The sequence below is a fragment of the Klebsiella sp. TF21-TM genome (assembly GCF_019753495.1).
Taxonomy (GTDB): domain Bacteria; phylum Pseudomonadota; class Gammaproteobacteria; order Enterobacterales; family Enterobacteriaceae; genus Klebsiella; species Klebsiella quasipneumoniae.
The window spans coordinates 1-23894 of the sequence record NZ_JAIJYL010000012.1; the positions used below are offsets into that span (position 1 = coordinate 1).

Consider the following 23894-nt stretch of genomic DNA (forward strand, 5'->3'; position numbering starts at 1 on the left):
TTGGAGCGGGAAACGAGACTCGAACTCGCGACCCCGACCTTGGCAAGGTCGTGCTCTACCAACTGAGCTATTCCCGCTTAATCTTTGGCTTTCGCCCCGCATCTGCGAGATGAAATCCTTTGATCAGGATGGTGCTTTCAAATTTTGGAGCGGGAAACGAGACTCGAACTCGCGACCCCGACCTTGGCAAGGTCGTGCTCTACCAACTGAGCTATTCCCGCGTTACTGCATTTTTTGCCATATTTCGATGGCGTCGTAATTTGCATTTCTGCGTCGTTACGGGAGGCGCATTATACGAGAATTCGATGCCCCTGCAACCCCCTGTTCATCACTTTTTTGCGTTTTTTGTTTAAATGGATATTTTCTCGCCACCTACGCCGCTGAATTGTATAAATAAGCGTCATTTCGGGCAAAATCGCTTTTTCCGCCCGCCTGAATGACGCAAAATCGCTCGCATCATACAGCGGTGGCGCGACGTAAAACGAGGCCACCACGCCGCCAAACAGGGAATTAGCATGAGAAAAGTCCTCACCGTCCTGCTGCTGAGCACGCTGGCCATCGGAACCGCGTCAGCCGAGACGCTCCATTTTGGCACCAGCACGGCCAATCCGCCGTTTGTCACCGCCAACGGCAAAAATCAGCCTGTCGGCTTCGATATCGATCTTGCCCAGGCCCTGTGCCAGCAGATGCAGGCGCAGTGCCAGTTCACGGCGCAGCGTTTCGATACGCTGATCCCGGCTTTACGCTTCAAGAAATTTGACGCGGTGATTGCCGGCATGGAAGTGATCCCGATGCGTGAGAAGCAGGTCGCCTTCAGCCGTCCCTATCGCCAGGCGCTCTCCGGGGTGGTGATCGTCAACAAAGATGTCGCCCATACCTTTGCCGACCTGAAAGCCAAAAAAGTCGGCGTGGTGAAAGGCACACTGCATCAACACTATCTGCGTGATAAACAGAAAGCCGTACAGGCTGTTCCTTACGACGACGTCGCCAGCGCCCTGGCCGCGCTGAAGGCCGGGCAAATAACCGGCGTCATGGGCGACTTCGCCACCCTCGACGCCTGGCAGCAGGAGAACCCTGACTACGCCATCATGGATGAACGGGCCACCGACCCGGTTTATTACGGTAAGCAGTATGCAATTGCGGTGCGCAAAGACGATCCGGAGCTGCTGAATGCGATCAACGATGCCCTGACCGCGGTCATGGCGACGCCTGACTTCCAGCAGATGCAGCAGAAGTGGTTTAAATAACGCAGAAAGGTGTACCGGGCCGCGCACAGGGCCCGGTCGCGGTTTACAGCTTAATGAAATGCTCGCGGTAGTAAGCCAGCTCGGCGACTGACTCGCGGATATCGTCCATCGCCTGATGGGTACCCTGCTTTTTAAAGCCGTCGAGAATTTCCGGCTTCCAGCGACGCGCCAGCTCTTTCAGCGTGCTAACGTCCAGATAGCGATAGTGGAAATAGGCTTCCAGTTGCGGCATGTACTTAAACAGGAAGCGACGATCCTGGCCGATGCTGTTGCCGCAGATCGGCGACTTGCCCGCCGGCACCCACTGCTTAAGAAACTCAATGGTCGCCAGTTCGGCGTCGTGCTCGCTGACGGCGCTGGCCTTCACGCGATCCACCAGCCCGCTGCCGGTATGCGTCCGCACATTCCACTCGTCCATCAGCGCCAGCTGGGCATCCGATTGATGCACCGCGATGGTCGGCCCCTCGGCCAGAATGTTCAGGTTGGCATCGGTCACCAGGGTGGCGATTTCAATAATGCGATCGCGCTCCGGATCCAGCCCTGTCATCTCAAGATCGATCCAAATGAGGTTGTTTTCATTTGCACTCATGCTATTTTCCACCCTTCTTGCGTGACTATATTCATCTAAAATAGCGTGTATCATAGAGGTTTTGCCCCATCAGGGCGACCAGGAGCCAGTTCGATTGAGTAAAAATAAACTCTCCAAAGGCCAGCAGCGCCGCGTCAAAGCCAACCACCAGCGCCGTCTGAAAACCACTGCGGAGAAGGCCGACTACGATGACAACCTGTTTGGCGACACGTCGGAAGGCATTGTCATCAGTCGCTTTGGCATGCATGCCGACGTCGAATCCGCTGACGGCAGCGTGCATCGCTGCAATATCCGCCGGACGATCCGTTCGCTGGTCACCGGCGACCGCGTGGTCTGGCGGCCGGGTAAAGACGCCGCCGACGGCGTAAGCGTCAAAGGGATCGTCGAAGCGGTTCACGATCGCGCCTCCGTCCTGACGCGCCCGGATTTTTACGACGGCGTGAAGCCTATCGCCGCCAATATCGACCAGATCGTGGTGGTTTCCGCGATCCTGCCTGAGCTGTCGCTGAATATTATCGATCGCTATCTGGTGGCCTGCGAGGCGCAGGATATCGAGCCGTTAATCGTCCTGAACAAAATCGATCTGCTGGATGACGATGGCCTGCGCTTCGTCAATGAGCAAATGGACATCTACCGCAACATCGGTTACCGCGTACTGCTGGTCTCCAGCCGTACTCAGGACGGCCTCAAGCCGCTGGAAGCGGCCCTGACCGACCGCATCAGCATCTTCGCCGGGCAGTCCGGGGTGGGTAAATCAAGCCTGCTGAACGCCCTGCTGGGGCTGAATGAGGATCAGATCCTCACCAATGATGTCTCGGACGTTTCCGGCTTAGGCCAGCACACCACCACCGCGGCGCGCCTCTACCACTTCCCGCACGGTGGCGATGTGATTGATTCACCGGGGGTACGTGAGTTCGGCCTGTGGCATCTGGAAGCGGAACAAATCACCAACGGCTTTGTCGAATTCCATGATTATTTAGGCCGTTGCAAATATCGCGACTGTAAACACGATACCGATCCTGGCTGTGCGCTTCGCGAAGCGGTAGAGAGCGGCAAAATCGCCGAAAGCCGTTTCGAGAACTACCACCGCATCCTGGAAAGCATGGCGCAGGTACAGGTAAAAACGCGTAAAAACTTTTCCTCGACCGATGACTGACCATTAAGCTGAGCGTCACGTCAGGCGCGGCTTACGCGGATGCCATTTGGCGAGTTTTACGTATAGAATCGTCCCCTTTTTTCAGGTCCCCGCCCGCTGGCGGGGTCAGGAACGACATATCATGGCCTGGAGGCTACTTTGTTAAACGATCTTAAACTTTCACTGCAATACATTCTGCCTAAACTGTGGCTCACCCGCCTCGCAGGCTGGGGTGCGAGCAAACGCGCAGGTTGGCTGACGAAGCTGGTCATCGATCTGTTCGTGAAATACTACAAGGTCGATATGAAAGAGGCGCAGAAGCCGGATACCGCGGCCTATCGCACCTTCAACGATTTCTTTGTGCGCCCGCTGCGCGACGACGTTCGCCCGCTGAATACCGATCCTAACGTACTGGTGATGCCGGCCGACGGCGTGATCAGCCAGCTTGGTGCCATTGAGAACGATAAAATTCTGCAGGCCAAGGGCCACGACTACAGCCTGGAAGCCTTGCTGGCCGGCAACTACCAGATGGCCGACCTGTTCCGTAACGGCAGCTTCGCCACCACCTATCTGTCGCCGCGCGACTATCACCGCGTGCACATGCCGTGCAACGGTATCCTGCGCGAAATGATCTACGTTCCTGGCGACCTGTTCTCCGTTAACCATCTGACGGCGCAGAACGTGCCGAACCTGTTCGCCCGTAACGAGCGCGTCATCTGCCTGTTTGATACTGAGTTTGGCCCGATGGCGCAAATTCTGGTGGGCGCGACTATCGTCGGCAGCATCGAGACCGTGTGGTCCGGCACCGTAACCCCGCCGCGCGAAGGCATTATTAAACGCTGGACCTGGCCCGCTGGCGACAGCGAAGGCTCCGTCGCCCTGCTGAAAGGCCAGGAGATGGGCCGCTTCAAACTGGGCTCCACCGTGATCAACCTGTTTGCCCCGGGCCAGGTGAAGCTGGTCGACACGCTGCAAAGCCTGTCCGTGACTAAAATCGGCCAACCGCTGGCGACAACGGTGGAAGTAACCACCGCCGCTGAACCGGCGCCGTTACCGGAAGAAGAGATCCGCGCCGAACATCGCGCCAGCCCGCTGGTTGACGATAAACAAGACCAAGGTTAATTCTTCAGCAAAAGGGTTATGCCGTGCGCCTGATATACACTTTCCTGTTGGCCTTGAGCCTCAGTTTCGGGGCGTACGCTGCGACAGCCCCGGATGCTAAACAGATAACCCAGGAACTGGAACAGGCGAAGGCGGCAAAGCCCGCCCAGCCTGAAACCGTTGAAGTTCTGCAGTCCGCCCTGAACGCGCTTGAGGAGCGAAAATCGTCTCTCGAGCGCGCCCGTCAGTATCAGGACGTTATCGACAATTTCCCCAAACTGTTTCAAAGCCTGCGTGCCCAGCTCAACAATCTGAGCGAAGAGCCGCGCCAGGTGCCAGTCGGCCTGACCGCCGATGCGCTGAACCAGGAGATCCTCCAGGTCAGCAGCCAGCTGCTGGAGTCAAGCCGTCAGGCGCAGCAGGAGCAGGATCGCGCGCGTGAAATCGCCGACTCCCTGAACCAGCTGCCGCAGCAGCAAACCGACGCCCGGCGTCAGCTCAATGAGGTTGAGCGCCGCATCGGCACGCAAACCGGCAACAATGCTCTCGCCCAGGCGCAAAATCTTGCCCTGCAGGCGGAATCGGCGCGCCTGAAGGCGCTGGTGGATGAGCTCGACCTCGCCCAGCTTTCCGCCAATAACCGCCAGGAGCTGTCGCGCGCCCGTTCTGAACTGGCGCAAAAGCAGAGCGAGCAGCTGGATGCCTATCTGCAGGCGCTGCGTAATCTGCAGAACAGCCAGCGCCAGCGGGAGGCGGAAAAAGCGCTGGAGAGTACCGAACTGCTGGCGGAGAACAGTGAAAACCTGCCGCCGGACATCACCGCCCAGTTTAAAGTCAACCGCGAACTCTCCCAGGCGCTGAACCAGCAGGCGCAGCGTATGGATCTGGTGGCGTCCCAGCAGCGGCAGGCGACGAATCAAACGCTGCAGGTGCGCCAGGCGTTAAACACCCTGCGCGAGCAGTCGCAGTGGCTGGGCTCCTCTAATCTGCTGGGCGAAGCCCTGCGCGCCCAGGTGGCGCGGCTGCCGGAGCGCCCTCGCCCGCAGCAGCTGGATACGGAAATGGCGCAGCTGCGCGTGCAGCGTCTGCGCTTTGAGGATTTACTCAGTAAGCAGCCGCAGCTGCGGCAGATCCGCCAGGCCGACGGCGAACCGCTGACCAGCGAGCAGAACAAGATCCTGCAGGCGCAGCTACGCACGCAGAACGAGCTGCTGAACTCGCTGCTGCGCGGCGGCGATACTCTGATGCTGGAGCTCACCAAGCTGAAGGTCGCCAACGGCCAGCTGGAAGACGCGCTGAAGGAGATCAACGAAGCCACCCACCGCTATCTGTTCTGGACTTCGGACGTCAGCCCCATCGGCTTCTCCTGGCCGCTGGAGATCGTCCAGGATCTGCGGCGCCTGATCTCCCTGGATACCATCAGCGAGCTGGGTAAAGCCAGCGCGATGATGCTCACCAGCAAAGAGACCCTGCTACCGCTGTTTGCCGCCCTGCTGCTGGTTGGCTTCAGCATCAGCTCCCGGCGCCATTTCACCCGCTTCCTTGAGCGCTCCAGCGCTCGGGTGGGGAAAGTCACCCAGGATCACTTCTGGCTGACGCTGCGCACGGTCTTCTGGTCGATACTGGTGGCTTCGCCGCTGCCGGTGCTGTGGATGACGCTCGGCTATGGTCTGCAGTCCGCCTGGCCCTTCCCGCTGGCGGTGGCGATTGGCGATGGGGTCACCGCGACGGTGCCTCTGCTGTGGGTGGTGATGATCTGCGCCACCTTCGCCCGGCCAAACGGGCTGTTTATCGCCCACTTCGGCTGGCCACGTAACCGCGTGGCGAAAGCGATGCGCTACTACCTGATGAGCATCGGACTGATTGTGCCGCTGATAATGGCGCTGATCATGTTCGATAATCTTAACGACCGCGAGTTCTCCGCCTCGCTGGGCCGCCTGTGCTTCCTGCTGATCTGTGGCGCGCTGGCGGTGGTCACCCTCAGCCTTAAGCATGCCGGCATCCCGCTCTACCTGGATAAAGAGGGGAATGGCGACAACATGGTGAACCGCCTGCTGTGGAACCTGATGCTTGGCGCCCCGCTGGTGGCCATGCTGGCGGCCGCCGTCGGCTACCTCGCCACCGCTCAGGCGCTGCTGGCGCGTCTGGAAACCTCCGTCGCCATCTGGTTCCTGCTGCTGGTGGTCTATCACATTATCCGCCGCTGGATGCTGATCCAGCGGCGCCGACTGGCCTTCGACCGGGCCCGCCATCGTCGCGCGGAAATTCTCGCCCAGCGCGCCCGCGGCGAAGATGAGCCTGTTCACGTCAGCAGCCCGGAAGGGTCGGTGGAGACGGAGGTCAGCGAGGTCGATCTCGATGCCATCAGTACCCAGTCGCTGCGTCTCGTGCGCTCCCTGCTGATGCTGATCGCGCTGCTGTCAGTCATCGTGCTGTGGTCGGAAATTCACTCGGCGTTTGGCTTCCTCGAGAATATCTCGCTGTGGGACGTCACCTCGACGGTGCAGGGGGTGGAAAGCCTCGAGCCCATCACCCTTGGCGCGGTGCTGATTGCCATTCTGGTGCTGATCATCACCACTCAGCTGGTGCGCAACCTGCCGGCGCTGCTGGAGCTGGCGATCCTCCAGCACCTCGATTTAACGCCCGGCACCGGCTACGCCATCACCACCATCACCAAGTATTTGCTGATGCTGATCGGTGGGCTGGTGGGCTTCTCGATGATTGGCATTGAGTGGTCGAAGCTGCAGTGGCTGGTCGCCGCGCTGGGTGTGGGTCTCGGGTTTGGCCTGCAGGAGATCTTCGCTAACTTTATCTCCGGCCTGATTATCCTGTTTGAAAAGCCGATCCGCATCGGCGATACGGTCACCATCCGCGACCTGACGGGCAGCGTCACCCGCATCAATACCCGCGCCACCACCATCAGCGACTGGGACCGGAAAGAGATTATCGTGCCGAACAAGGCGTTCATCACCGAACAGTTTATCAACTGGTCGCTGTCGGACTCGGTCACCCGCGTGGTGTTGACGGTGCCGGCTCCGGTGGACGCCGATACCGAAGAGGTGACCAAGATCCTCATCGCCGCGGCGCATCGCTGTTCGCTGGTCATCGATACCCCGGCGCCGGAGGCGTTTCTCGTCGACCTGCAGCAGGGGATCCAGATTTTCGAGCTGCGTATTTTTGCCGCCGAGATGGGGCACCGCATGCCGCTACGCCATGAGATGCATCAGCTGATCCTGGCGGGCTTCCGCGAGCATGGCATTGATATGCCGTTCCCTCCATTCCAGATGCGGCTGGAAAGTATCGACGGCAGGCAAAGCAGTAAAGCCATGACCTCGGCCGGGAAAACCAGCCGACGTACGGCTGGCAGCCTGTAGGCCATACCCTGCCCGGCGGCGGCGCCGGGCAGACTTTCTAGCTCTCCATTACCAGCACACCGGACGCCAGGCGCCGACGGTAGCTTTCGTAAATGGCCAACGCCAGCAGCGAGAAGAAGATCGGCCCACCGACCATCCACAGCGTGCTGTTCCAGTCCCCGCTGTCGATGACCGGCTGAATAATGGTGAAGATATTGGCGAAGGTCACCACCAGTAGCACCACGCCGGTCGCCAGCAGCGTCGACTGGCGGTTTTTGAAAATCACGAACGGCCGATCGAGATGCGCTTTTGACTTGAAGAACGGGAAGGCGATGGTCAGGAACAGGTAAGGCAAAGTCATGGAGACATTGGCCATCAGCGTCAGTTTGTTATAAAACGCGGAAGCGCTGTCCCCACCGAACGACACCATGACAATAAACACCCCGACCAGCAAACACTGCAGCCACATCGCCGCGGCGGGCATACCATTAACGTTGAGACGGGTCATCACCGATGGCCAGAGCGCTTTTGGCGTGCCCTGGATAATCGCTTTCAGGGGCGAATAGCTGAGAGTGAAAAACGCGCCGGTATAGGCGAGAAACATCGACAGCCCGGTAATACGGGCGAACCAGATCCCGGTGAGGGCTGCCGCCTCTGGCGTCATGTGCAGAGCCTGGCCGAGCGTGTTCCCGAGGCTGGTCATCAGCACATAGGTGATGTTGCCGAGGTTAGTTGAACGCGCACCGAGCACCTGCTGCCAGTTGGCGCTCACGCCCCACAGCACAATCGCCAGCGAATAACCAACCGAGATCACGATCGCCGCGATAATAATCCCTTTGGCAAAGTTCTTTTCCGGTTTATCGGTTTTATCCACTAAGCCGCCGACTGCCTCAATTCCGCCATAGGCGAAGATGGCAAATACCACAAATGACAGCATTGCCATGCCCGACTGATAGCCCGGATTAGGCGAAAGGGCGAAGTTTAACGGTTGGGCGAAATGGCCGCCGTTGAGCAGCAGGATCGCCCCGCTCACCAGCAGCAGCACCAGATTAAGCCCCATCACCGCGATACCGCCGACGGCGGTGATCCTGGCGATTTTATTGATCCCTTTGACGGCAATAAAGGTCACGACGACCATCCAGCAGGCCGCCAGAATGCCCACCGTCTGCGTCGGGGTCAGGCTACCCAGCGCCCAGCTTTGGGTTTTGTCGGCGCCAAACAAAAAGGTAGATAGCGGCACCCAGATCTTAGCCGCGGTACTCACCATCCAGACGATGTACGACGCAAACCACATAAAGGTGCCAATAAACGCAAAGCGCGGCCCGACGCTGTGGTTCATCCAGGAGTAAATGCCGCCCTCTTCCCGACGAAAGGCTGAGCCCATCTCCGCCATCATCAGCGCAAACGGAATGAAGAAAAAGAGTGCGGAAAAAAGATAAAACGGCATAGCGCTGTAGCCCATCAGATAAAACGCCGACGGGCTGTTGGCAAAGCCAAACACCGAGGTGAAGATCATCAGAATCAGCCCAATCAGGCTCATCTTCTTGAGTTGTTGATGCATAAACCTATCCAAACGTGAGCATCGCCCGACGGGCAACGCCTGGTCTCATAAAAAGAGCGCGGATAGTAGCAAAAGCACGGAGAGAGATTGTGGGTATTCGGGCGAATGCCGGGATACCGTGCGAGGTATAGGTCAGGAGAGGCCTGTCACCTCCCTCGCCCGCAGGCGGCGGGAGGTGACAGCGCCATCAGGCGCGGTCGACCGTAAAGGCGATCACTTCGCCGATGCTTTCAGCGCCCAGCGCCAGCATCACCACGCGATCAACGCCCAATGCCACGCCGGAGCAGTCCGGCAGACCTGCCTCCAGCGCCGCCAGCAGGTTGTTATCGATGGGCTGCTGCGGGAGGCCGCGCGCGGCCCGCTTGCGATTGTCCTGCTCAAAGCGCAGGCGCTGCTCATGGGCGTCGGTCAGCTCGTGGAAACCATTCGCCAGCTCAATTCCTTTGTAATAGACCTCGAAGCGCTCAGCGACCCGATGATCTTCCGGGCTGATCTGCGCTAAAGAGGCCTGAGTCGCCGGGAAATGATAAATGAACGTCGGCCGATCTTTGCCGATGTGCGGCTCCACGCCCATGGTGAACAGCAGTTGCAGCAGCGTGTCGCGATCTTCTTCAGTATCGGCGATATTGCTCAGATCCAGCTTCGCCGCGACTTCGCGCAGCTGCGCCTTATCGGCAGAGAGCGGGTCAATATCCAGATGACGCTGGAACGCCTGCTGATAGGAGAGGCTTTCCGCCGGCTGGCACTCCAGCACCTGCTGCAGCAGATCGTCCACCTCGTTGATCAGACGATACATGTCATAGCACGGACGATACCACTCCAGCATGGTGAATTCCGGATTGTGATGCCGCCCCATCTCTTCATTACGGAAGCTGCGGCACAGCTGGAAAACCGGGCCGCAGCCCGCCGCCAGCAGGCGCTTCATATGGTATTCCGGACTGGTCATCAGGTACAGATTGAGTCCCTGTGAGTGGCCCGGGCCGACGAAACGGGTTTCAAACGGGAACAAATGGATATCCGTTACCGTCGCCTGACTCATGCAAGGCGTCTCCACCTCCAGCACGCCGCGATCGGTAAAGAACCGGCGGATTTCCGCCATCACCGCCGCGCGTTTCAACAGATTGGGAATGGGTGCGCTCGGCTGCCAGGTTGCCGTCTCGCTCATGGTACTTTCTCCGATTGCAAACAAGGGCACGAAGTCTACTCGCAACCGGCGAGTGAAACAAATTTTGTGCAATCCCCGGCAGATTACATGCCATTAATCTATCGTTAACCTAAATGCATAAATATCACTGATAAATAACCGCACATATCGATAAAAAAATCGAACACGTCAATTTTCCATACTGACCCTACGGCTATACTCCTGTACCTATAAAGGAGCAGTGATACTTTTTCGCCAGCCCGGCGGCGAAATACACTAAAACTGGAGGAATGTCGTGCACACTTTTCAAGCCGATCTCGCCGTAATTGGCGCCGGCGGGGCAGGCCTTCGCGCCGCTATCGCCGCCGCCCAGGCCAACCCCAATGCCAAAATCGCCCTGATTTCTAAAGTCTATCCGATGCGCAGCCATACGGTCGCTGCAGAAGGGGGGTCCGCAGCCGTTGCCCAGGATCACGATAGCTTTGAGTACCATTTTCACGACACCGTCGCCGGAGGCGACTGGCTGTGCGAGCAGGATGTCGTCGACTATTTCGTTCACCACTGCCCGACGGAAATGACCCAGCTGGAACAGTGGGGATGCCCGTGGAGCCGCCGCCCTGACGGCAGCGTTAACGTCCGGCGCTTCGGTGGCATGAAGATCGAACGTACCTGGTTTGCCGCCGATAAAACCGGCTTCCACATGCTGCATACCCTCTTCCAGACCTCCCTTCAGTTTCCCCAAATTCAACGCTTTGATGAACATTTCGTCCTTGATCTGCTGGTCGATGACGGCCAGGCCCGCGGCCTGGTGGCGATGAATATGATGGAAGGCACGCTGGTGCAGATCCGCGCCAACGCGGTGGTGCTGGCCACCGGCGGCGCCGGACGCGTCTATCGCTACAACACCAACGGCGGCATCGTTACCGGTGACGGGATGGGTATGGCGCTGGGCCACGGCGTGCCGCTGCGCGATATGGAATTCGTGCAGTATCACCCGACCGGCCTGCCGGGCTCCGGGATCCTGATGACCGAAGGCTGCCGCGGTGAAGGCGGGATTCTGGTCAACAAAAACGGCTATCGCTATCTGCAGGATTACGGCATGGGCCCGGAAACCCCGCTCGGCGAACCGAAGAACAAATATATGGAGCTGGGCCCACGCGACAAAGTGTCCCAGGCCTTCTGGCACGAATGGCGGAAAGGGAACACCATTCCCACGCCGCGCGGCGACGTGGTCTACCTCGATCTGCGCCACCTCGGCGAGAAAAAGCTGCTGGAGCGCCTGCCGTTTATCTGTGAGCTGGCGAAAGCCTACGTCGGCGTCGACCCGGTGAAAGAACCGATTCCGGTACGCCCGACCGCGCACTACACCATGGGCGGCATCGAAACCGATCAACAGTGCGAAACCCGCATCAAAGGGCTGTTTGCCGTGGGCGAATGCTCGTCCGTTGGTCTGCACGGCGCCAACCGCCTGGGCTCCAACTCGCTGGCCGAGCTGGTGGTCTTCGGCCGCCTGGCCGGGGAACAGGCCATGCAGCGCGCCGCGCAAGCGGGCGAGACGAACGGCTCCGCCCTCGATGCGCAGGCTGCAGATGTGGAGCGTCGTCTGAAAGATCTCGTCAACCAGGAGGGTAACGAAAACTGGGCGAAAATCCGCGACGAAATGGGGCTCTCGATGGAGGAAGGCTGCGGCATCTACCGGACGCCAGAGCTGATGCAGAAAACTATCGACAAGCTGGCTGAGCTGCAGGAGCGCTTTAAGCGCGTGCGCATTACCGACAACTCCAGCGTATTCAACACCGATCTGCTTTACACCATTGAGCTGGGACACGGTTTAAACGTTGCCGAATGTATGGCGCACTCGGCCATCGCCCGTAAAGAATCGCGCGGTGCGCACCAGCGTCTGGATGAAGGCTGTACCGAACGCGACGACGTCAACTTCCTCAAACATACGCTCGCCTTCCGCGAGGCTGATGGCGCCACCCGCCTGGAATATGGCGATGTGAAGATCACCACGCTGCCGCCGGCGAAACGTGTTTATGGCGCTGAGGCGGAAGCGGCTGAGAAGAAGGAGACCACCCATGGCTGAGATGAAAAACCTGAAAGTCGAAGTGGTGCGTTACAACCCGGAGGTCGACACGGCACCGCACAGCGCGTTCTATGACGTGCCTTACGATGAGCAGACCTCGCTGCTGGACGCGCTGGGCTACATTAAAGACAACCTGGCGCCCGACCTGAGCTACCGCTGGTCCTGCCGGATGGCGATCTGCGGCTCCTGCGGCATGATGGTCAATAAGGTACCGAAGCTGGCCTGTAAAACCTTCCTGCGGGATTACACCAAAGGCATCAAGGTTGAAGCGCTGGCCAACTTCCCGATCGAGCGCGATCTGGTGGTGGATATGACCCACTTTATCGAAAGTCTGGAGGCCATTAAGCCGTATATCATCGGCAATAACCGCACCCCGGACCAGGGACCAAACAAGCAGACGCCGGCCCAGATGGCCAAATACCATCAGTTCTCCGGCTGTATCAACTGCGGACTGTGCTATGCCGCCTGTCCGCAGTTCGGCCTGAATCCGGAGTTTATCGGCCCGGCGGCGATCACCCTCGCCCACCGCTATAACGAAGACAGCCGCGACCACGGCAAAAAGGAACGCATGGCGCAGCTTAACGGCCAGAACGGCGTCTGGACCTGTACTTTCGTGGGCTACTGCTCGGAAGTGTGTCCGAAGCACGTCGACCCGGCGGCCGCGATCCAGCAGGGCAAGGTGGAAAGTTCGAAAGACTTTCTTATCGCCACCCTGAAACCACGCTAAGGAGTGCATTATGACGACGAAACGCAAACCCTACGTGCGGCCGATGACCTCCACCTGGTGGAAAAAGCTGCCGTTTTATCGCTTCTACATGGTGCGGGAAGGCACGGCGGTACCGACGGTCTGGTTTAGCATTGTGCTGATTTACGGGCTGTTTGCCCTCAAGCACGGCGCCGAAAGCTGGGCGGGATATATCGGATTCCTGCAAAATCCAGTGGTGGTGATCCTCAATCTGATCACCCTGGCGGCGGCGCTGCTGCACACCAAAACCTGGTTCGAGCTGGCGCCGAAAGCCGCCAACGTCATCATCAAAGGCGAAAAAATGGGGCCAGAGCCGGTGATTAAAGGTCTCTGGGTGGTGACGGCGGTGGTCACCGTGGTGATCCTGTTTGTCGCCCTGTTCTGGTAAGGAGGCTGAGATGATTAATCCCAATCCGAAACGTTCCGATGAACCCGTTTTCTGGGGGCTGTTTGGCGCTGGCGGCATGTGGGGCGCGATTGTCGCGCCGGTGATGGTGCTGCTGGTGGGCATTTTGCTGCCGCTGGGGCTCGCCCCCGCCGACGCCTTCAGCTATGAGCGCGTGCTGGCCTTTGCCCAAAGCTTTATCGGCCGCGCGTTCATCTTTCTGATGATTGTCCTGCCGCTGTGGTGTGGGCTGCATCGTATTCACCACGCCATGCACGACCTGAAAATCCATGTGCCAAACGGCAAATGGGTCTTCTACGGTCTGGCGGCGATCCTCAGCGTCATTACTCTCGTTGGCGTACTGTTTATCTGATCCCGCAAGAGCCCGGCAGCAATTCTGCTACCGGGCTCGCTTCATAGAAAAATCTTGCCGCCTTTGCCCTGCCGGACTCTACACTTAGCTTAAAAGCCAGCAAGGAGCATACCATGCGTATCCTGCCGATAATCACCGCGGTCGCCGTCTCGTTCCTGTCTGTCGCCTGCAGCCCCCCTGCCCCGCCGCCGGGCGTCACCGTGGTCACCCCCTTCGACGTTCAGCGCTATCTGGGTACCTGGTACGAAATCGCCCGCTTCGACCATCCTTTTGAAAGCGGGCTTGAAAAGGTCACGATCGCCTGGCAGCCGCGCGATGACGGCGGTCTGGACGTGGTCAATAAAGGCTATAACCCCGACCGCGACATGTGGCAGAAAACGGACGGGGTGGCGTATTTTACCGGCGAACCCAGCCGCGCCGCGCTGAAGATCTCCTTCTTCGGCCCCTTCTATGGCAGCTATAACGTCATTGCGCTGGATAAGGAGTATCGGTACGCGCTGGTCTGCGGCCCCGACCGCGACTATCTCTGGCTACTGGCGCGAGCCCCCACCATCGCCCCGGAAGTCAGGCAGCAGATGCTGGATATTGCCACCCGGCAGGGTTTTGATATCAGCAAACTGGTCTGGGTCAATCAGCGCTACAACTAGTGCGCGCTGATCTTCAGGCCAATGATGCCGACCACGATGCAGACAAGACTGACGATACGCATAGCGCTGGCGGATTCACCTAACAGTACGATACCGGTCACAGCGGCGCCCACGGCGCCGATCCCCGTCCAGACGGCGTAAGCGGTACCCACCGGCAGGGTTTTCATCGCCCATGAAAGCAGCGCCATGCTGACGACCATCGCGACGATGGTGATGACGCTGGGAACCAGGCGGCTAAAGCCATGGGTATATTTCAGGCCGACGGCCCACACCACTTCCAGCAGGCCAGCGATAAATAAGACTATCCAGGACATAAGGCTCCTTTGCTGGGGCCGTCCCCGGATGAGAAACGCTTACGGGTCGTCCCGTAAGGTGGATGAAAAGTCGTAGTGAGTATATCCAACAGAATGGGGGAAGTGAAGAACGGTACGGCGCAAAACCGTACCGTCGAAGGCTGTTATTGCTGAGCTTTGGTTGCTGCGCCAGAGATTGCGCTGCCGCCCTCTGAAATATCCTGACCCACACCGCGCGTGGTGTTACAAGCGGTCAGTGCTGAAGAGAGGACCAAAACCGTAAAGAACGCTGCAATCGTTTTTTTCACCATAATGTCATCCTTAGTGTCAGTTTTGTTTTCATGCCCTATAAGCATAGACAAACCGTCCACAGATGAAGGGATCTTTGCGTTTTTTAAGAGAAAAGGAGTATTCGTGAAGGAAGCAGGCGCACCGGAAGGCGATCGCGGCAGGCGAAACGGAATGAAGTCAGCTTACAGCGCGAGAGATGGCGTGACCCAGGCCCTGAATATCTTCACCGAAACCGCGGGCGGTATTGCAGCCAGACAGCAGTGCGCTGCTCAGAAACAGTAACGCCAGGAGTTTTGCGCTGCGCTTCATGTGTCGTGCTCGTCGTGCCAGTACAGAAAGAGCGGCGCAGCACAGAGGCTGCGCCAGTCATCATGACGTGAAATTACTTCACGCGGGATACGTATTCGCCAGAGCGAGTATCCACTTTAATCACTTCGCCAATCTGGACGAACAGCGGCACTTTAACCACAGCGCCAGTAGACAGGGTCGCTGGTTTACCACCGGTACCCGCGGTGTCGCCTTTCAGACCTGGGTCGGTTTCAACGATTTCCAGCTCAACGAAGTTCGGCGGGGTGACCGCGATCGGCTGGCCGTTCCACAGGGTCACGATGCACTCAGCCTGATCCAGCAGCCATTTGGCATTGTCACCGATCGCTTTCGCATCAGCAGACAGCTGTTCGAAGGTTTCGTTGTTCATGAAGTGCCAGAACTCACCGTCGTTATACAGGTAAGTCAGGTTCATATCGACAACGTCCGCGCCTTCTGCAGAATCAGTAGATTTGAAGGTTTTCTCAACGCGGGTGCCGGTCAGCAGACGGCGCAGCTTAACGCGCGCAAACGCCTGGCCTTTACCTGGTTTAACGAATTCGCTGGCTTCTACCGCATAAGGTTCGCCATCTAACATGATTTTAAGACCAGCACGAAAATCGTTGCTATAGTAAGTCGCCATAAGGCCCTCTGAAATTGTTTAACTGGTAGCTAAGCCACAAAATGGCGCATATTGTAACCCTAAATACCCCATCCAGAGAAGATTGGATAACGCAACTTGCCAATGTTGTGACCAGTCCTGATGAACTGCTGCGTCTTTTAAATGTAGACGCTGATGAAAAACTGCTGGCCGGACATGAGGCCAGACGCCTGTTCCCGCTGCGAGTCCCGCGCGCGTTTATTGCCCGAATGGAGAAAGGCAACCCTGACGATCCGCTGCTTCGTCAGGTACTTACCGCCGAAGAGGAGTTTATCGTCGCCCCCGGCTACTCCACCGATCCGCTGGAAGAACAGCACAGCGTCGTGCCCGGCCTGTTGCACAAATATCGCAACCGGGCCCTGCTGTTGGTGAAAGGCGGTTGCGCGGTCAATTGCCGTTACTGCTTCCGCCGCCACTTCCCTTATGCCGAAAATCAGGGCACCAGGCGCAACTGGCAGACGGCAATGAACTATATCGCTGAGCATCCGCAGCTTGATGAAATCATCTTCTCCGGCGGCGACCCGTTGATGGCGAAGGACCATGAGCTTGACTGGCTAATGACCCAGCTGGAAGCCATTCCGCACGTTAAGCGTCTGCGTATTCACAGCCGCTTGCCAATCGTGATCCCGGCGCGTATCACCGAGACGCTGACCAGCCGCTTCCACCGTTCGTCGCTGCAGGTGATCCTGGTTAACCACGTCAACCACGCTAATGAAATTGACGGCGAGTTTCGCGCGGCGATGGCCATGCTGCGTCAGGCGGGCGTCACGCTGCTTAACCAGAGCGTGCTGCTGCGCGGGGTGAATGATAACGCGCAAACCCTGGCCGATCTCAGCAATGCGCTGTTCAATGCCGGGGTAATGCCCTACTACCTGCACGTGCTGGACCGGGTACAAGGGGCGGCACACTTTATGGTCAGCGATGATGAAGCCCGTGAAATCATGCGTGAACTGTTGACCCTCATCTCCGGCTATATGGTGCCGAAGCTGGCGCGAGAGATCGGCGGCGAACCCAGCAAGACGCCGCTGGATTTAGGACTGAAGCAGCGTTAGCTCCCCTCCCTTGTCTGCCAGGTCGTGCTGGCAGACATCTTAATATGAATACACAGCCAGGTTGGGACTAACATACTCGGCAATCCACTTTACCGTTACCTTCTCGATATAAACCCCAGCGGCGGCGTATTATCGATGTAACACGATCAGTACGATAACATTGATAACTATCATCACGACAATCAGCGCGATTAACCAGGTGGGAACTTTAAAGGTTATATGTAATCGTTCCGATACTTTCTCTGCCACCTTCACGCTATTTTCCCGCCTATCATTCTCCTGGATTGCTAAATTCACTGGTAGTGGAAGACTTAATTTATGGTCAATTTTCCCCGTATCATTGAAAATGACATCAGCAGTTTTACTACTGTGAAAATGCGTTAATCTTTCCCGATTCATATTCTCGCACTCTTCATCCGAGAGCGGGATAACTAAAGTATCCGGGGCGACGCTAAAGCCTTTTTGTCTGACGGTGATAATGATATCCTCAGATAGTCCGGCTTTGAGCAGCGATTTTCTCAACAAAGAGATATTTTGATAAAATGTATTTTGCGAAACTACCACTCCCCGTGTTTCCCATACAGCCGCCAGAAATTCATCCCGAGAAATCACTTTGCCGCAATTCTGCAATAGCAGCAGCAAGCATCTGGCGGTAGGCGCATTGAGGCTGATGCTCTCCCCATTCCCGGCAAGCGGTCGCAGCTCATTCATATTGGCATTAAATATAATTTCCTGATTAATTATACAGCCATTAAATAATGCAATGTCATCCATATCCTTGCCCCACGCAACCCTATTATCCATAACAAAAATAAATAACCCCAGCTAAACCATGGCGTGAACATTATCGCTTCAGACTGAAGCGGGGTCAGTTCACATTGAACTTCAGCTTTGAGGATACCGCATAAAAAATGCCACGCGATAGTTATCTTGTTTAAAAGCCACATTTTCGGATTAAATTTATCTCAACCTAACTCAACATCTCATTAGAAAAGGTCATTATTAAATTCACGCGTACTTCATCAAGAATTCACAAGCATTTTTTGCACCAGACTTTTAAATTACCCCCGCTTCTCCATGGTTCGCTATGGCAAGTGATATTGTAGCGTCGTTCAACAGGAAGGTAGGTTTCAGCACTATATAAGGAATGCTGGCGCTTATTTTCAATATCAATAGGAATGTATACCCCATTCCCATGATAACTGTTATCGATTCTACACAGGACTAAGTATCTATATATGGATTAATTAAATGAAAAAGACAATCGTAGCTGTAATGGTCGCTGCTTCTGCAGTTCTGAGTGCTCAGGCTTTCGCGGCAGGGAACAGCTCTCAGCTGACAATTCTGGGCAACGTAACCGACACCGGTGAATCCTGTAACGTTACTCCTTCTGCTCTTATTCAGGGTGGGTCTTTAACTTTAGACGATGTTAAAGCCTCTATCCTGGATGGTCAGAGTGTCAATGCTCCGTATATGGCACTGGCTAAAGATATCGAGTACAAGATTGAAGATTGCCAGAAAGGTGCGACTGCTTATACTGGTAATATCAACGTCACCGTTACTGGCGACTACATCAGTGGCCAGGATGACGTCCTGACTAACACCGCAGCTAACCCAGCAACCAATGCAGCTGTAACCGTAGTAAATACCGACGGTTCACGCGTTAGCTTTACCGGTACTACCGCAAAAACTATCGCTTATACCGCTGGTACACCGTCTTTTATGCGTTATAAAGCAGCATATGTTAAAACTGCTAACGGCGTAACTGATGGTGCAGTTAAAGGTGTTGCTACCTTTACCATCAACTACTAATACCTAATGGGGCTTGCCGTCTACGGCAAGCCCCATTCTTTTTTATTCAGGGAATGAATTATGTTCAAGTCATTATTTAAAATAGTGGCCCTTATTTCTCTTTCCGCAAGCTTTGCCGCCCACAGTGGGGTTGTCGTTGACTCTACTCGTCACCTTTTTAAAGAAGGCACGCGAGAAATCAGCGCCAATCTGGAAAATAAAGACAATATCCCTTACCTGGTCAAATCATGGGTTGAGCCGCGTGAAGGGAGCGCTACCTCATTTTTTATGGTAACGCCGCCGTTGTTTCGTCTTGAAGCCAAGCAGAAAAACACCGTCCGTATTTTTCCTAATGCCAACATTATCAATGCCCCAAAAGATAGAGAGTCAGTTTATTATTTTAACGTAATGTCTATACCACCAACCAGCGATGCGGATACCGATAAAAACAGAATCCAGCTGGCGGTACGCCATAGAATGCGTCTGATCTATCGCCCTTCATCCATCCAGGATCTCTCCATAAATCAGGAAGCTAAAAAACTGGAATGGCGGAAAGTTAATAACAAAATCACGGTAAAAAATACAACGCCGTTTTTTATCTATTTCAAATCTATCAAAATTAATGGCGTAGAACTGAGTGGTTTCATTAATAACATTGATGCCTTTGCGACCAAAGAATTTTCGCTACCAGCAGGCGCAAATGGGTCTCAAGTAGAGTGGAAAATCGCAACCGACAACGGGGGCACAGGTTCTGCCTACTCGGTATCTATTTAATTTCTATTCTTATTTGATAGGCCAGGGTGAAAAGTATGTCTATTTTAATAAAAAAAAGGGATGAAGTTTTTTCTGGTGTGTCCCGCACATTTTTCGTTCTTGTACCTGCGCTAGCCCTTGGTTTTAGTAGCAATGCCTTGGCTCGCGATTTTTTTGATCCTGACTTTATCAAATCAGTGGGTCAAAGCGATCCTTCCTCAATACCGGATTTATCACTATACGCAACAAAAGACGCACAGGCGCCAGGGAAATATCGCATCGATGTTGTTTTGAACAATAATTTGCAAGAGACAACGGACGTGCGCTTCGTTGAAAGAAAAGATCCGGCAACCGGTGATTTGAAGTTAGTACCATGTTTAAGTATTGCTACATTAAAAAATTACGGGTTAAGAGCAGAGGCTTTTCCCACTTTAACAGAAGACGCTGACGGCTGTACAAATACCAGCGTGATACCGGATTTCAAAACAGATTTTAACTTCAATACTCAACAGTTGTTAATTTCTATACCTCAGGCTGCGCTCTCAACCATTGCGCAAGGTTTCGTTCCCCCTGAAGAGTATGACGAGGGTATCAACGCTTTACTAACCAACTATCAATTCAGTTCAGGAAAGGATTATGAGGCCGATAATGAATATTATAACCTCAACCTGCAGTCAGGATTAAACATCGGGCCATGGCGTCTTCGTAATCTGAGTACCTGGAATAAATCAGCAGGCGTGAAAAGCGACTGGGATTCTGTGTATCTATATGCCCAACGGAGCATCATTCCGTTGAAAAGTACATTGGTAATGGGGGAAAGTAATTCATTATCAAGTATCTTTGATAGTGTTCCATTTACCGGTATTCAGCTTGCTACTGATACGGACATGATACCTGAAAGTCTACGCGGATTTGCTCCGATCGTTCGCGGTATAGCCCGAACTAATGCCCGCGTGGTTATCAAACAGAACGGATATCAGATCTATCAGTCCTTTGTCGCTCCCGGTGCCTTTGAGATTACCGATCTTTATTCAACCGGAGGTAACGGTGATCTTTATGTTACCGTGGAAGAAGCCGACGGCTCCCGACAAAACTTCGTCGTTCCCTACGCCTCTCTGCCATTGATGCTTAGAGAAGGGCAGACTGAATATGAAATCACTAGCGGTAAATATCGCCCTTCTGATGGCGATATTGATGAAACGCCTTTTACGCAAGCAACTTTCAGCTACGGCGTATTAAGCAACACAACTTTTTACACTGGCTTACAGGCTGCCTCAAATTATCAGGGACTGGCTTTTGGTGTCGGGCAAAACCTGGGGGACATCGGTGCGATTTCAGCAGACGTCACTCAAGCCTGGTCGAAAAAGAAAGATGAGGATAAAACATCAGGCCAGTCCTGGCGTATCCGCTACGGTAAAAATATTCTTGAAACCGGAACTAATATCTCCGTCGCGGGCTATCGCTATTCAACTGCTGGGTTCAATACGCTTACCGATGTAATGAACACCTATAACAACCGTTACGGCAGTTATACTTCTCATTCTATCCGGAACAGAACCAACATCACCGTAAACCAAAGCTTGGGATCAGATCTTGGTAGCCTCTCAGTATCTGGTATATTTGAAGACTACTGGGATAGCAATCGCCGTAATAGTTCATTAAACATTGGTTATAATGGCGGATTCCGTCGCTTTAACTACTATGCAGGCTATAGCTATAGTCGCTATTCCTGGGGCGATAATAGCAGACGTTCTGTTGAAGATGACCATGTTGTTTCATTTAATATTAGTGTACCGTTAGGCGATTGGATGCCGAATACTTATGCAACGTACAACGTCACTAACAGCAGTCCAGGCTCTACCGATCAGTATGTTTCTCTGAGCGGTGTTGCACTGGAAAACCATAATCTGGACTGGAACGTACAGCAGGGTTATAGCAATCGGGAAGATGCTAGTGGCGGTGTCTATAGCAATTATCGTGGTTCACTGGGTTCCGTTAATGGCGGCTACAGCTATAGCAAACATAGCCAACTTATTAATTATGGTATGAGCGGAGGGATGCTGGTTCACGCTGACGGTATTACCCTAGGTCAGGAAATGTCAGAAACCGCCGTATTGGTCAAAGCTCCTGGGCTGAATAACGTTCGCCTTGAGAATGACTCGACTATCAAAACAGATTATCGCGGCTACGCCATTATTCCTTACGTAACACCTTACCATCGCACCAGCGTGACATTAGATAACACCACTTTGAGCGATAATATGGAATTGCCAAATACCACACAGAAAGTAGTGCCAACTCGTGCGGCTATTGTACGGGCAAGTTTCGAAGGTAATATTGGTCGCCGCGCATTCCTTATTCTGAAAAGACCATCGGGTGATTTTGTTCCATATGGCGCGACGGTGACGCTTAATATGGATAAAAAATCCCAAGCTAGTATCGTATCTGATAACGGTATGGTCTATATGTCGGGCCTGAAAGATAGTGGTGAAGTATACGCTCAGTGGGGAGCGAAAAACGGTCAGCAGTGTAAGGCCACTTATAACTTATCTACTACCATCGAAAGCATTACGCAAGCCACTGCGGTTTGTCGTTAACAAAGAAGGCAATACATGATGAAAAATATATTGACATTTATCAGTTTATTATTTATTAGCCTTCCCGTAATGGCTAATTGTAAATATAGTGATGCAGGTAATGGTGCCGCTGTCGGCATTACATTTAAGTCCAAGATTTTATCTGATAATACTTTACCCGCTGGCAGTGTGCTTGCCGTACAAACTGTAGGTGGTAATGTCTCCAATATGAAAACATTTAATAGCTGCGGAGCCGGTGATGTATATGGGATCATGGCTTCGCCAAATACCCCCGAAGTTGTAGGCGTTAAAGGGGTACTTGGTGGTCCCGTATATGAAACTGGTATCGCCGGTATTGGCTACGAAATTTCTGACGCCCGAATTGGGGCTAATGGTCGGCCTGTACCTGCAACCTTAGGTAACATCTCTGCATATGGCTTAAGCGATCCAGGTGTTGAACAAATCACCGTCTGGTTGATTAAAACCAAGGATAACATTGATACAAACAGCGGTAATACGCGTAAATTTTCTGTGTCTTATCTGGCTGGCACAACGACGCAGGTTGCCGGTAATTCGCAAACTGCCCGATTATTACGAGTCGACATTACTGTAGGACCGTTAACCTTCAAAAATTCAACGTGTAATATAAATCCACGAGGCGGAAGAACGATAAATTTATCAAACATTGAACTTTCTCAACTTGATACGATAAAACAAGGCGCTAACACTGGAAAACAGAAAGAATTCACTTTGGATATCAATTGCCCTGCATCATCGGTTGGAAGTAAATATATTTACTGGTTCAACCCAATAACCGAAAACTCAGCATCAAAAGATGGTGTATTGTTAAATTCAATATCGACTGCAGCAGGAGGAGCTAAAGATGTTGGGTTTATAATAAAAAAAGGAACAGCACCAATAAAATTTTTCGATTATAAATCCTATCAAATTTCAAAGATTAGTGCTAGTCAATCAATTAGCCTCAGTGCTGATTATTACAAACTAACCAACGACATTTCCGCTGGTCAGGTCAAAGCAATTTTTGAAATAGTGTTACAAGAAGAATAAAAGCCTTTACATCTCTCTTAACGCTATCCTGACATTCATATAACCATGTCAGGATGGCACCTACCCCAAGTTAAATATGAACTCATTTCTAAAACTCTCAATTAATAGTTCAGGTAACAAAATCATGTAAAAATCACAATCTTGAAATTGCTAATCGGAAAATAATCATTATAGTACTCACCGAAATGTTCTTGAGGCACACTCCTCCAGGAATTATTTCGTGAAAGTTTGATAGTTAAATAATTTTAACTTATATGACAAACTACATTCATTAAATACAAAGGGATTATTTATGAAAGAACTAAATGTTTTTGAAATGGAAGTTATTTCTGGTGGCTATAACTGGGATTTTTCTTCTGCGACTTCCGCCTTCACATCTCTGGCGGGTAATGCCATCGAAGCTGCAGGTTCTGCACTTGTGGGTGGAGTTATCGGTGGTATGCTGGGCACTTTAATCGGTGGTACTCAATCTGGCGCCAATGGCGGCCTGCTTGGTTTTGGCCTGATTGGTAACGGCGTTGGCATGTTCTGGGGTCTCTTATGGGGAGCCATTGGTGGTGCTGTTGGCGCTACGGCTGTAGGCTGGGATACCACTATTGATACGATGATGCAAATGGCTATAAACGGAATTGAAGGGAAGTTTGTTCCCTGGGCTCATTAATTTTAGCACTTTACTCTTCACTTTAATTATAAAGGTCCTGTCAAGGACCTTTATTTACCGTCGTGTCAATAATTGA

General features: G+C 53.9%; 23 protein-coding genes and 2 tRNA genes. 15 read left to right on the forward strand and 10 right to left on the reverse strand.

From position 1 onward, the window contains the following. Position 1 precedes the first annotated feature (1 nt). Positions 2-77, reverse strand: a tRNA-Gly gene (locus tag K5R89_RS13195). A 68-nt stretch (positions 78-145) separates the two neighbouring features. Further along, a tRNA-Gly gene (locus K5R89_RS13200) sits at positions 146-221 on the reverse strand. Between the two features lie 294 nt (positions 222-515). Between K5R89_RS13200 and K5R89_RS13205 the strand changes: the two genes are divergently transcribed. After that, positions 516-1247, forward strand: coding sequence for a transporter substrate-binding domain-containing protein (locus K5R89_RS13205; protein WP_086076015.1), 732 nt, complete (start codon positions 516-518; stop codon positions 1245-1247). 43 nt (positions 1248-1290) lie between these two features. Here K5R89_RS13205 and orn read toward each other — a convergent pair whose 3' ends face one another. Beyond that, positions 1291-1836 (reverse strand): oligoribonuclease, encoded by a 546-nt coding sequence (gene orn, locus K5R89_RS13210; protein ID WP_004206435.1) that lies wholly within the window; start codon positions 1834-1836, stop codon positions 1291-1293. Between the two features lie 94 nt (positions 1837-1930). On the opposite strand from orn, the gene rsgA reads away from it, so the two are divergent. From rsgA to mscM, 3 genes are all read left to right on the forward strand, one after another. Then, entirely contained in the window at positions 1931-2992 is a 1062-nt protein-coding gene (rsgA, locus tag K5R89_RS13215) for a small ribosomal subunit biogenesis GTPase RsgA (RefSeq protein ID WP_023291707.1), read from the forward strand. Between the two features lie 138 nt (positions 2993-3130). Next, entirely contained in the window at positions 3131-4093 is a 963-nt protein-coding gene (asd, locus tag K5R89_RS13220) for an archaetidylserine decarboxylase (RefSeq protein WP_032454624.1), read from the forward strand. Positions 4094-4116: 23 nt separating this feature from the next. Continuing rightward, on the forward strand, positions 4117-7446 hold the full coding sequence (mscM, locus tag K5R89_RS13225) for a miniconductance mechanosensitive channel MscM (protein WP_165458144.1): 3330 nt from the start codon (positions 4117-4119) through the stop codon (positions 7444-7446). A 37-nt stretch (positions 7447-7483) separates the two neighbouring features. On the opposite strand, the gene yjeM is transcribed toward mscM, so the two are convergent. Beyond that, a complete protein-coding gene (gene yjeM, locus K5R89_RS13230; protein WP_048336483.1) occupies positions 7484-8986 on the reverse strand; it encodes a glutamate/gamma-aminobutyrate family transporter YjeM in 1503 nt (500 codons plus the stop codon). Between the two features lie 187 nt (positions 8987-9173). Beyond that, the gene (gene epmA / locus K5R89_RS13235; RefSeq protein WP_004206428.1) at positions 9174-10151 is read right to left on the reverse strand and encodes an elongation factor P--(R)-beta-lysine ligase; all 978 of its coding nucleotides are present in this window, start codon (positions 10149-10151) and stop codon (positions 9174-9176) included. Between the two features lie 274 nt (positions 10152-10425). Here epmA and frdA point away from each other — a divergent pair, with 274 nt between their 5' ends. The 5 genes from frdA to K5R89_RS13260 all read left to right on the forward strand — a co-directional run bounded on the left by frdA (position 10426) and on the right by K5R89_RS13260 (position 14366). Next, complete coding sequence (gene frdA, locus K5R89_RS13240; RefSeq protein ID WP_048296462.1) at positions 10426-12216, forward strand: fumarate reductase (quinol) flavoprotein subunit; 1791 nt, start codon at positions 10426-10428, stop codon at positions 12214-12216. Continuing rightward, the gene (gene frdB, locus K5R89_RS13245) at positions 12209-12943 is read left to right on the forward strand and encodes a fumarate reductase iron-sulfur protein (RefSeq protein WP_004177729.1); all 735 of its coding nucleotides are present in this window, start codon (positions 12209-12211) and stop codon (positions 12941-12943) included. The genes frdA and frdB overlap by 8 nt, the downstream gene beginning before the upstream one ends. Before the next feature lie 10 nt (positions 12944-12953). Beyond that, positions 12954-13349 carry a fumarate reductase subunit FrdC gene (gene frdC / locus K5R89_RS13250; RefSeq protein WP_002885530.1) on the forward strand — a complete coding sequence of 132 codons (396 nt, stop codon included), beginning with the start codon at positions 12954-12956 and terminating at the stop codon, positions 13347-13349. A gap of 10 nt (positions 13350-13359) precedes the next feature. After that, positions 13360-13719: a fumarate reductase subunit FrdD gene (frdD, locus tag K5R89_RS13255; RefSeq protein ID WP_002885526.1), complete on the forward strand. Its 360-nt coding sequence runs from the start codon at positions 13360-13362 to the stop codon at positions 13717-13719. Between the two features lie 113 nt (positions 13720-13832). After that, entirely contained in the window at positions 13833-14366 is a 534-nt protein-coding gene (locus K5R89_RS13260) for a lipocalin family protein (RefSeq protein ID WP_049013722.1), read from the forward strand. Here the strand turns inward: K5R89_RS13260 and sugE are convergent. From sugE to efp, 4 genes are all read right to left on the reverse strand, one after another. Beyond that, positions 14363-14680 carry a quaternary ammonium compound efflux SMR transporter SugE gene (sugE, locus tag K5R89_RS13265; protein ID WP_049013723.1) on the reverse strand — a complete coding sequence of 106 codons (318 nt, stop codon included), beginning with the start codon at positions 14678-14680 and terminating at the stop codon, positions 14363-14365. The genes K5R89_RS13260 and sugE overlap by 4 nt on opposite strands. A 143-nt stretch (positions 14681-14823) precedes the next feature. Continuing rightward, entirely contained in the window at positions 14824-14970 is a 147-nt protein-coding gene (gene ecnB / locus K5R89_RS13270) for a lipoprotein toxin entericidin B (protein WP_004206423.1), read from the reverse strand. A gap of 157 nt (positions 14971-15127) precedes the next feature. Next, positions 15128-15259, reverse strand: coding sequence for an entericidin A/B family lipoprotein (locus tag K5R89_RS13275; protein ID WP_050533655.1), 132 nt, complete (start codon positions 15257-15259; stop codon positions 15128-15130). Between the two features lie 73 nt (positions 15260-15332). Next, positions 15333-15899 carry an elongation factor P gene (gene efp / locus K5R89_RS13280; protein WP_004206421.1) on the reverse strand — a complete coding sequence of 189 codons (567 nt, stop codon included), beginning with the start codon at positions 15897-15899 and terminating at the stop codon, positions 15333-15335. 41 nt (positions 15900-15940) lie between these two features. Here efp and epmB point away from each other — a divergent pair, with 41 nt between their 5' ends. After that, positions 15941-16969 (forward strand): EF-P beta-lysylation protein EpmB, encoded by a 1029-nt coding sequence (gene epmB / locus K5R89_RS13285; RefSeq protein WP_117145837.1) that lies wholly within the window; start codon positions 15941-15943, stop codon positions 16967-16969. Between the two features lie 129 nt (positions 16970-17098). Here epmB and K5R89_RS13290 read toward each other — a convergent pair whose 3' ends face one another. After that, positions 17099-17743 (reverse strand): winged helix-turn-helix domain-containing protein, encoded by a 645-nt coding sequence (locus K5R89_RS13290; RefSeq protein WP_044525214.1) that lies wholly within the window; start codon positions 17741-17743, stop codon positions 17099-17101. Positions 17744-18220: 477 nt separating this feature from the next. Here K5R89_RS13290 and K5R89_RS13295 point away from each other — a divergent pair, with 477 nt between their 5' ends. The 5 genes from K5R89_RS13295 to K5R89_RS13315 all read left to right on the forward strand — a co-directional run bounded on the left by K5R89_RS13295 (position 18221) and on the right by K5R89_RS13315 (position 23818). Further along, entirely contained in the window at positions 18221-18781 is a 561-nt protein-coding gene (locus K5R89_RS13295; protein ID WP_072421229.1) for a fimbrial protein, read from the forward strand. A gap of 60 nt (positions 18782-18841) precedes the next feature. Beyond that, positions 18842-19534 carry a molecular chaperone gene (locus tag K5R89_RS13300; protein ID WP_087826852.1) on the forward strand — a complete coding sequence of 231 codons (693 nt, stop codon included), beginning with the start codon at positions 18842-18844 and terminating at the stop codon, positions 19532-19534. 35 nt (positions 19535-19569) lie between these two features. After that, positions 19570-22110, forward strand: a complete 2541-nt coding sequence (locus K5R89_RS13305; RefSeq protein ID WP_217259589.1) for a fimbria/pilus outer membrane usher protein — start codon at positions 19570-19572, stop codon at positions 22108-22110. A 15-nt stretch (positions 22111-22125) separates the two neighbouring features. After that, positions 22126-23157: a fimbrial protein gene (locus K5R89_RS13310; RefSeq protein WP_227523336.1), complete on the forward strand. Its 1032-nt coding sequence runs from the start codon at positions 22126-22128 to the stop codon at positions 23155-23157. Between the two features lie 292 nt (positions 23158-23449). Next, complete coding sequence (locus K5R89_RS13315) at positions 23450-23818, forward strand: hypothetical protein (RefSeq protein ID WP_049013727.1); 369 nt, start codon at positions 23450-23452, stop codon at positions 23816-23818. The last annotated feature ends 76 nt before the right edge of the window (positions 23819-23894 follow it).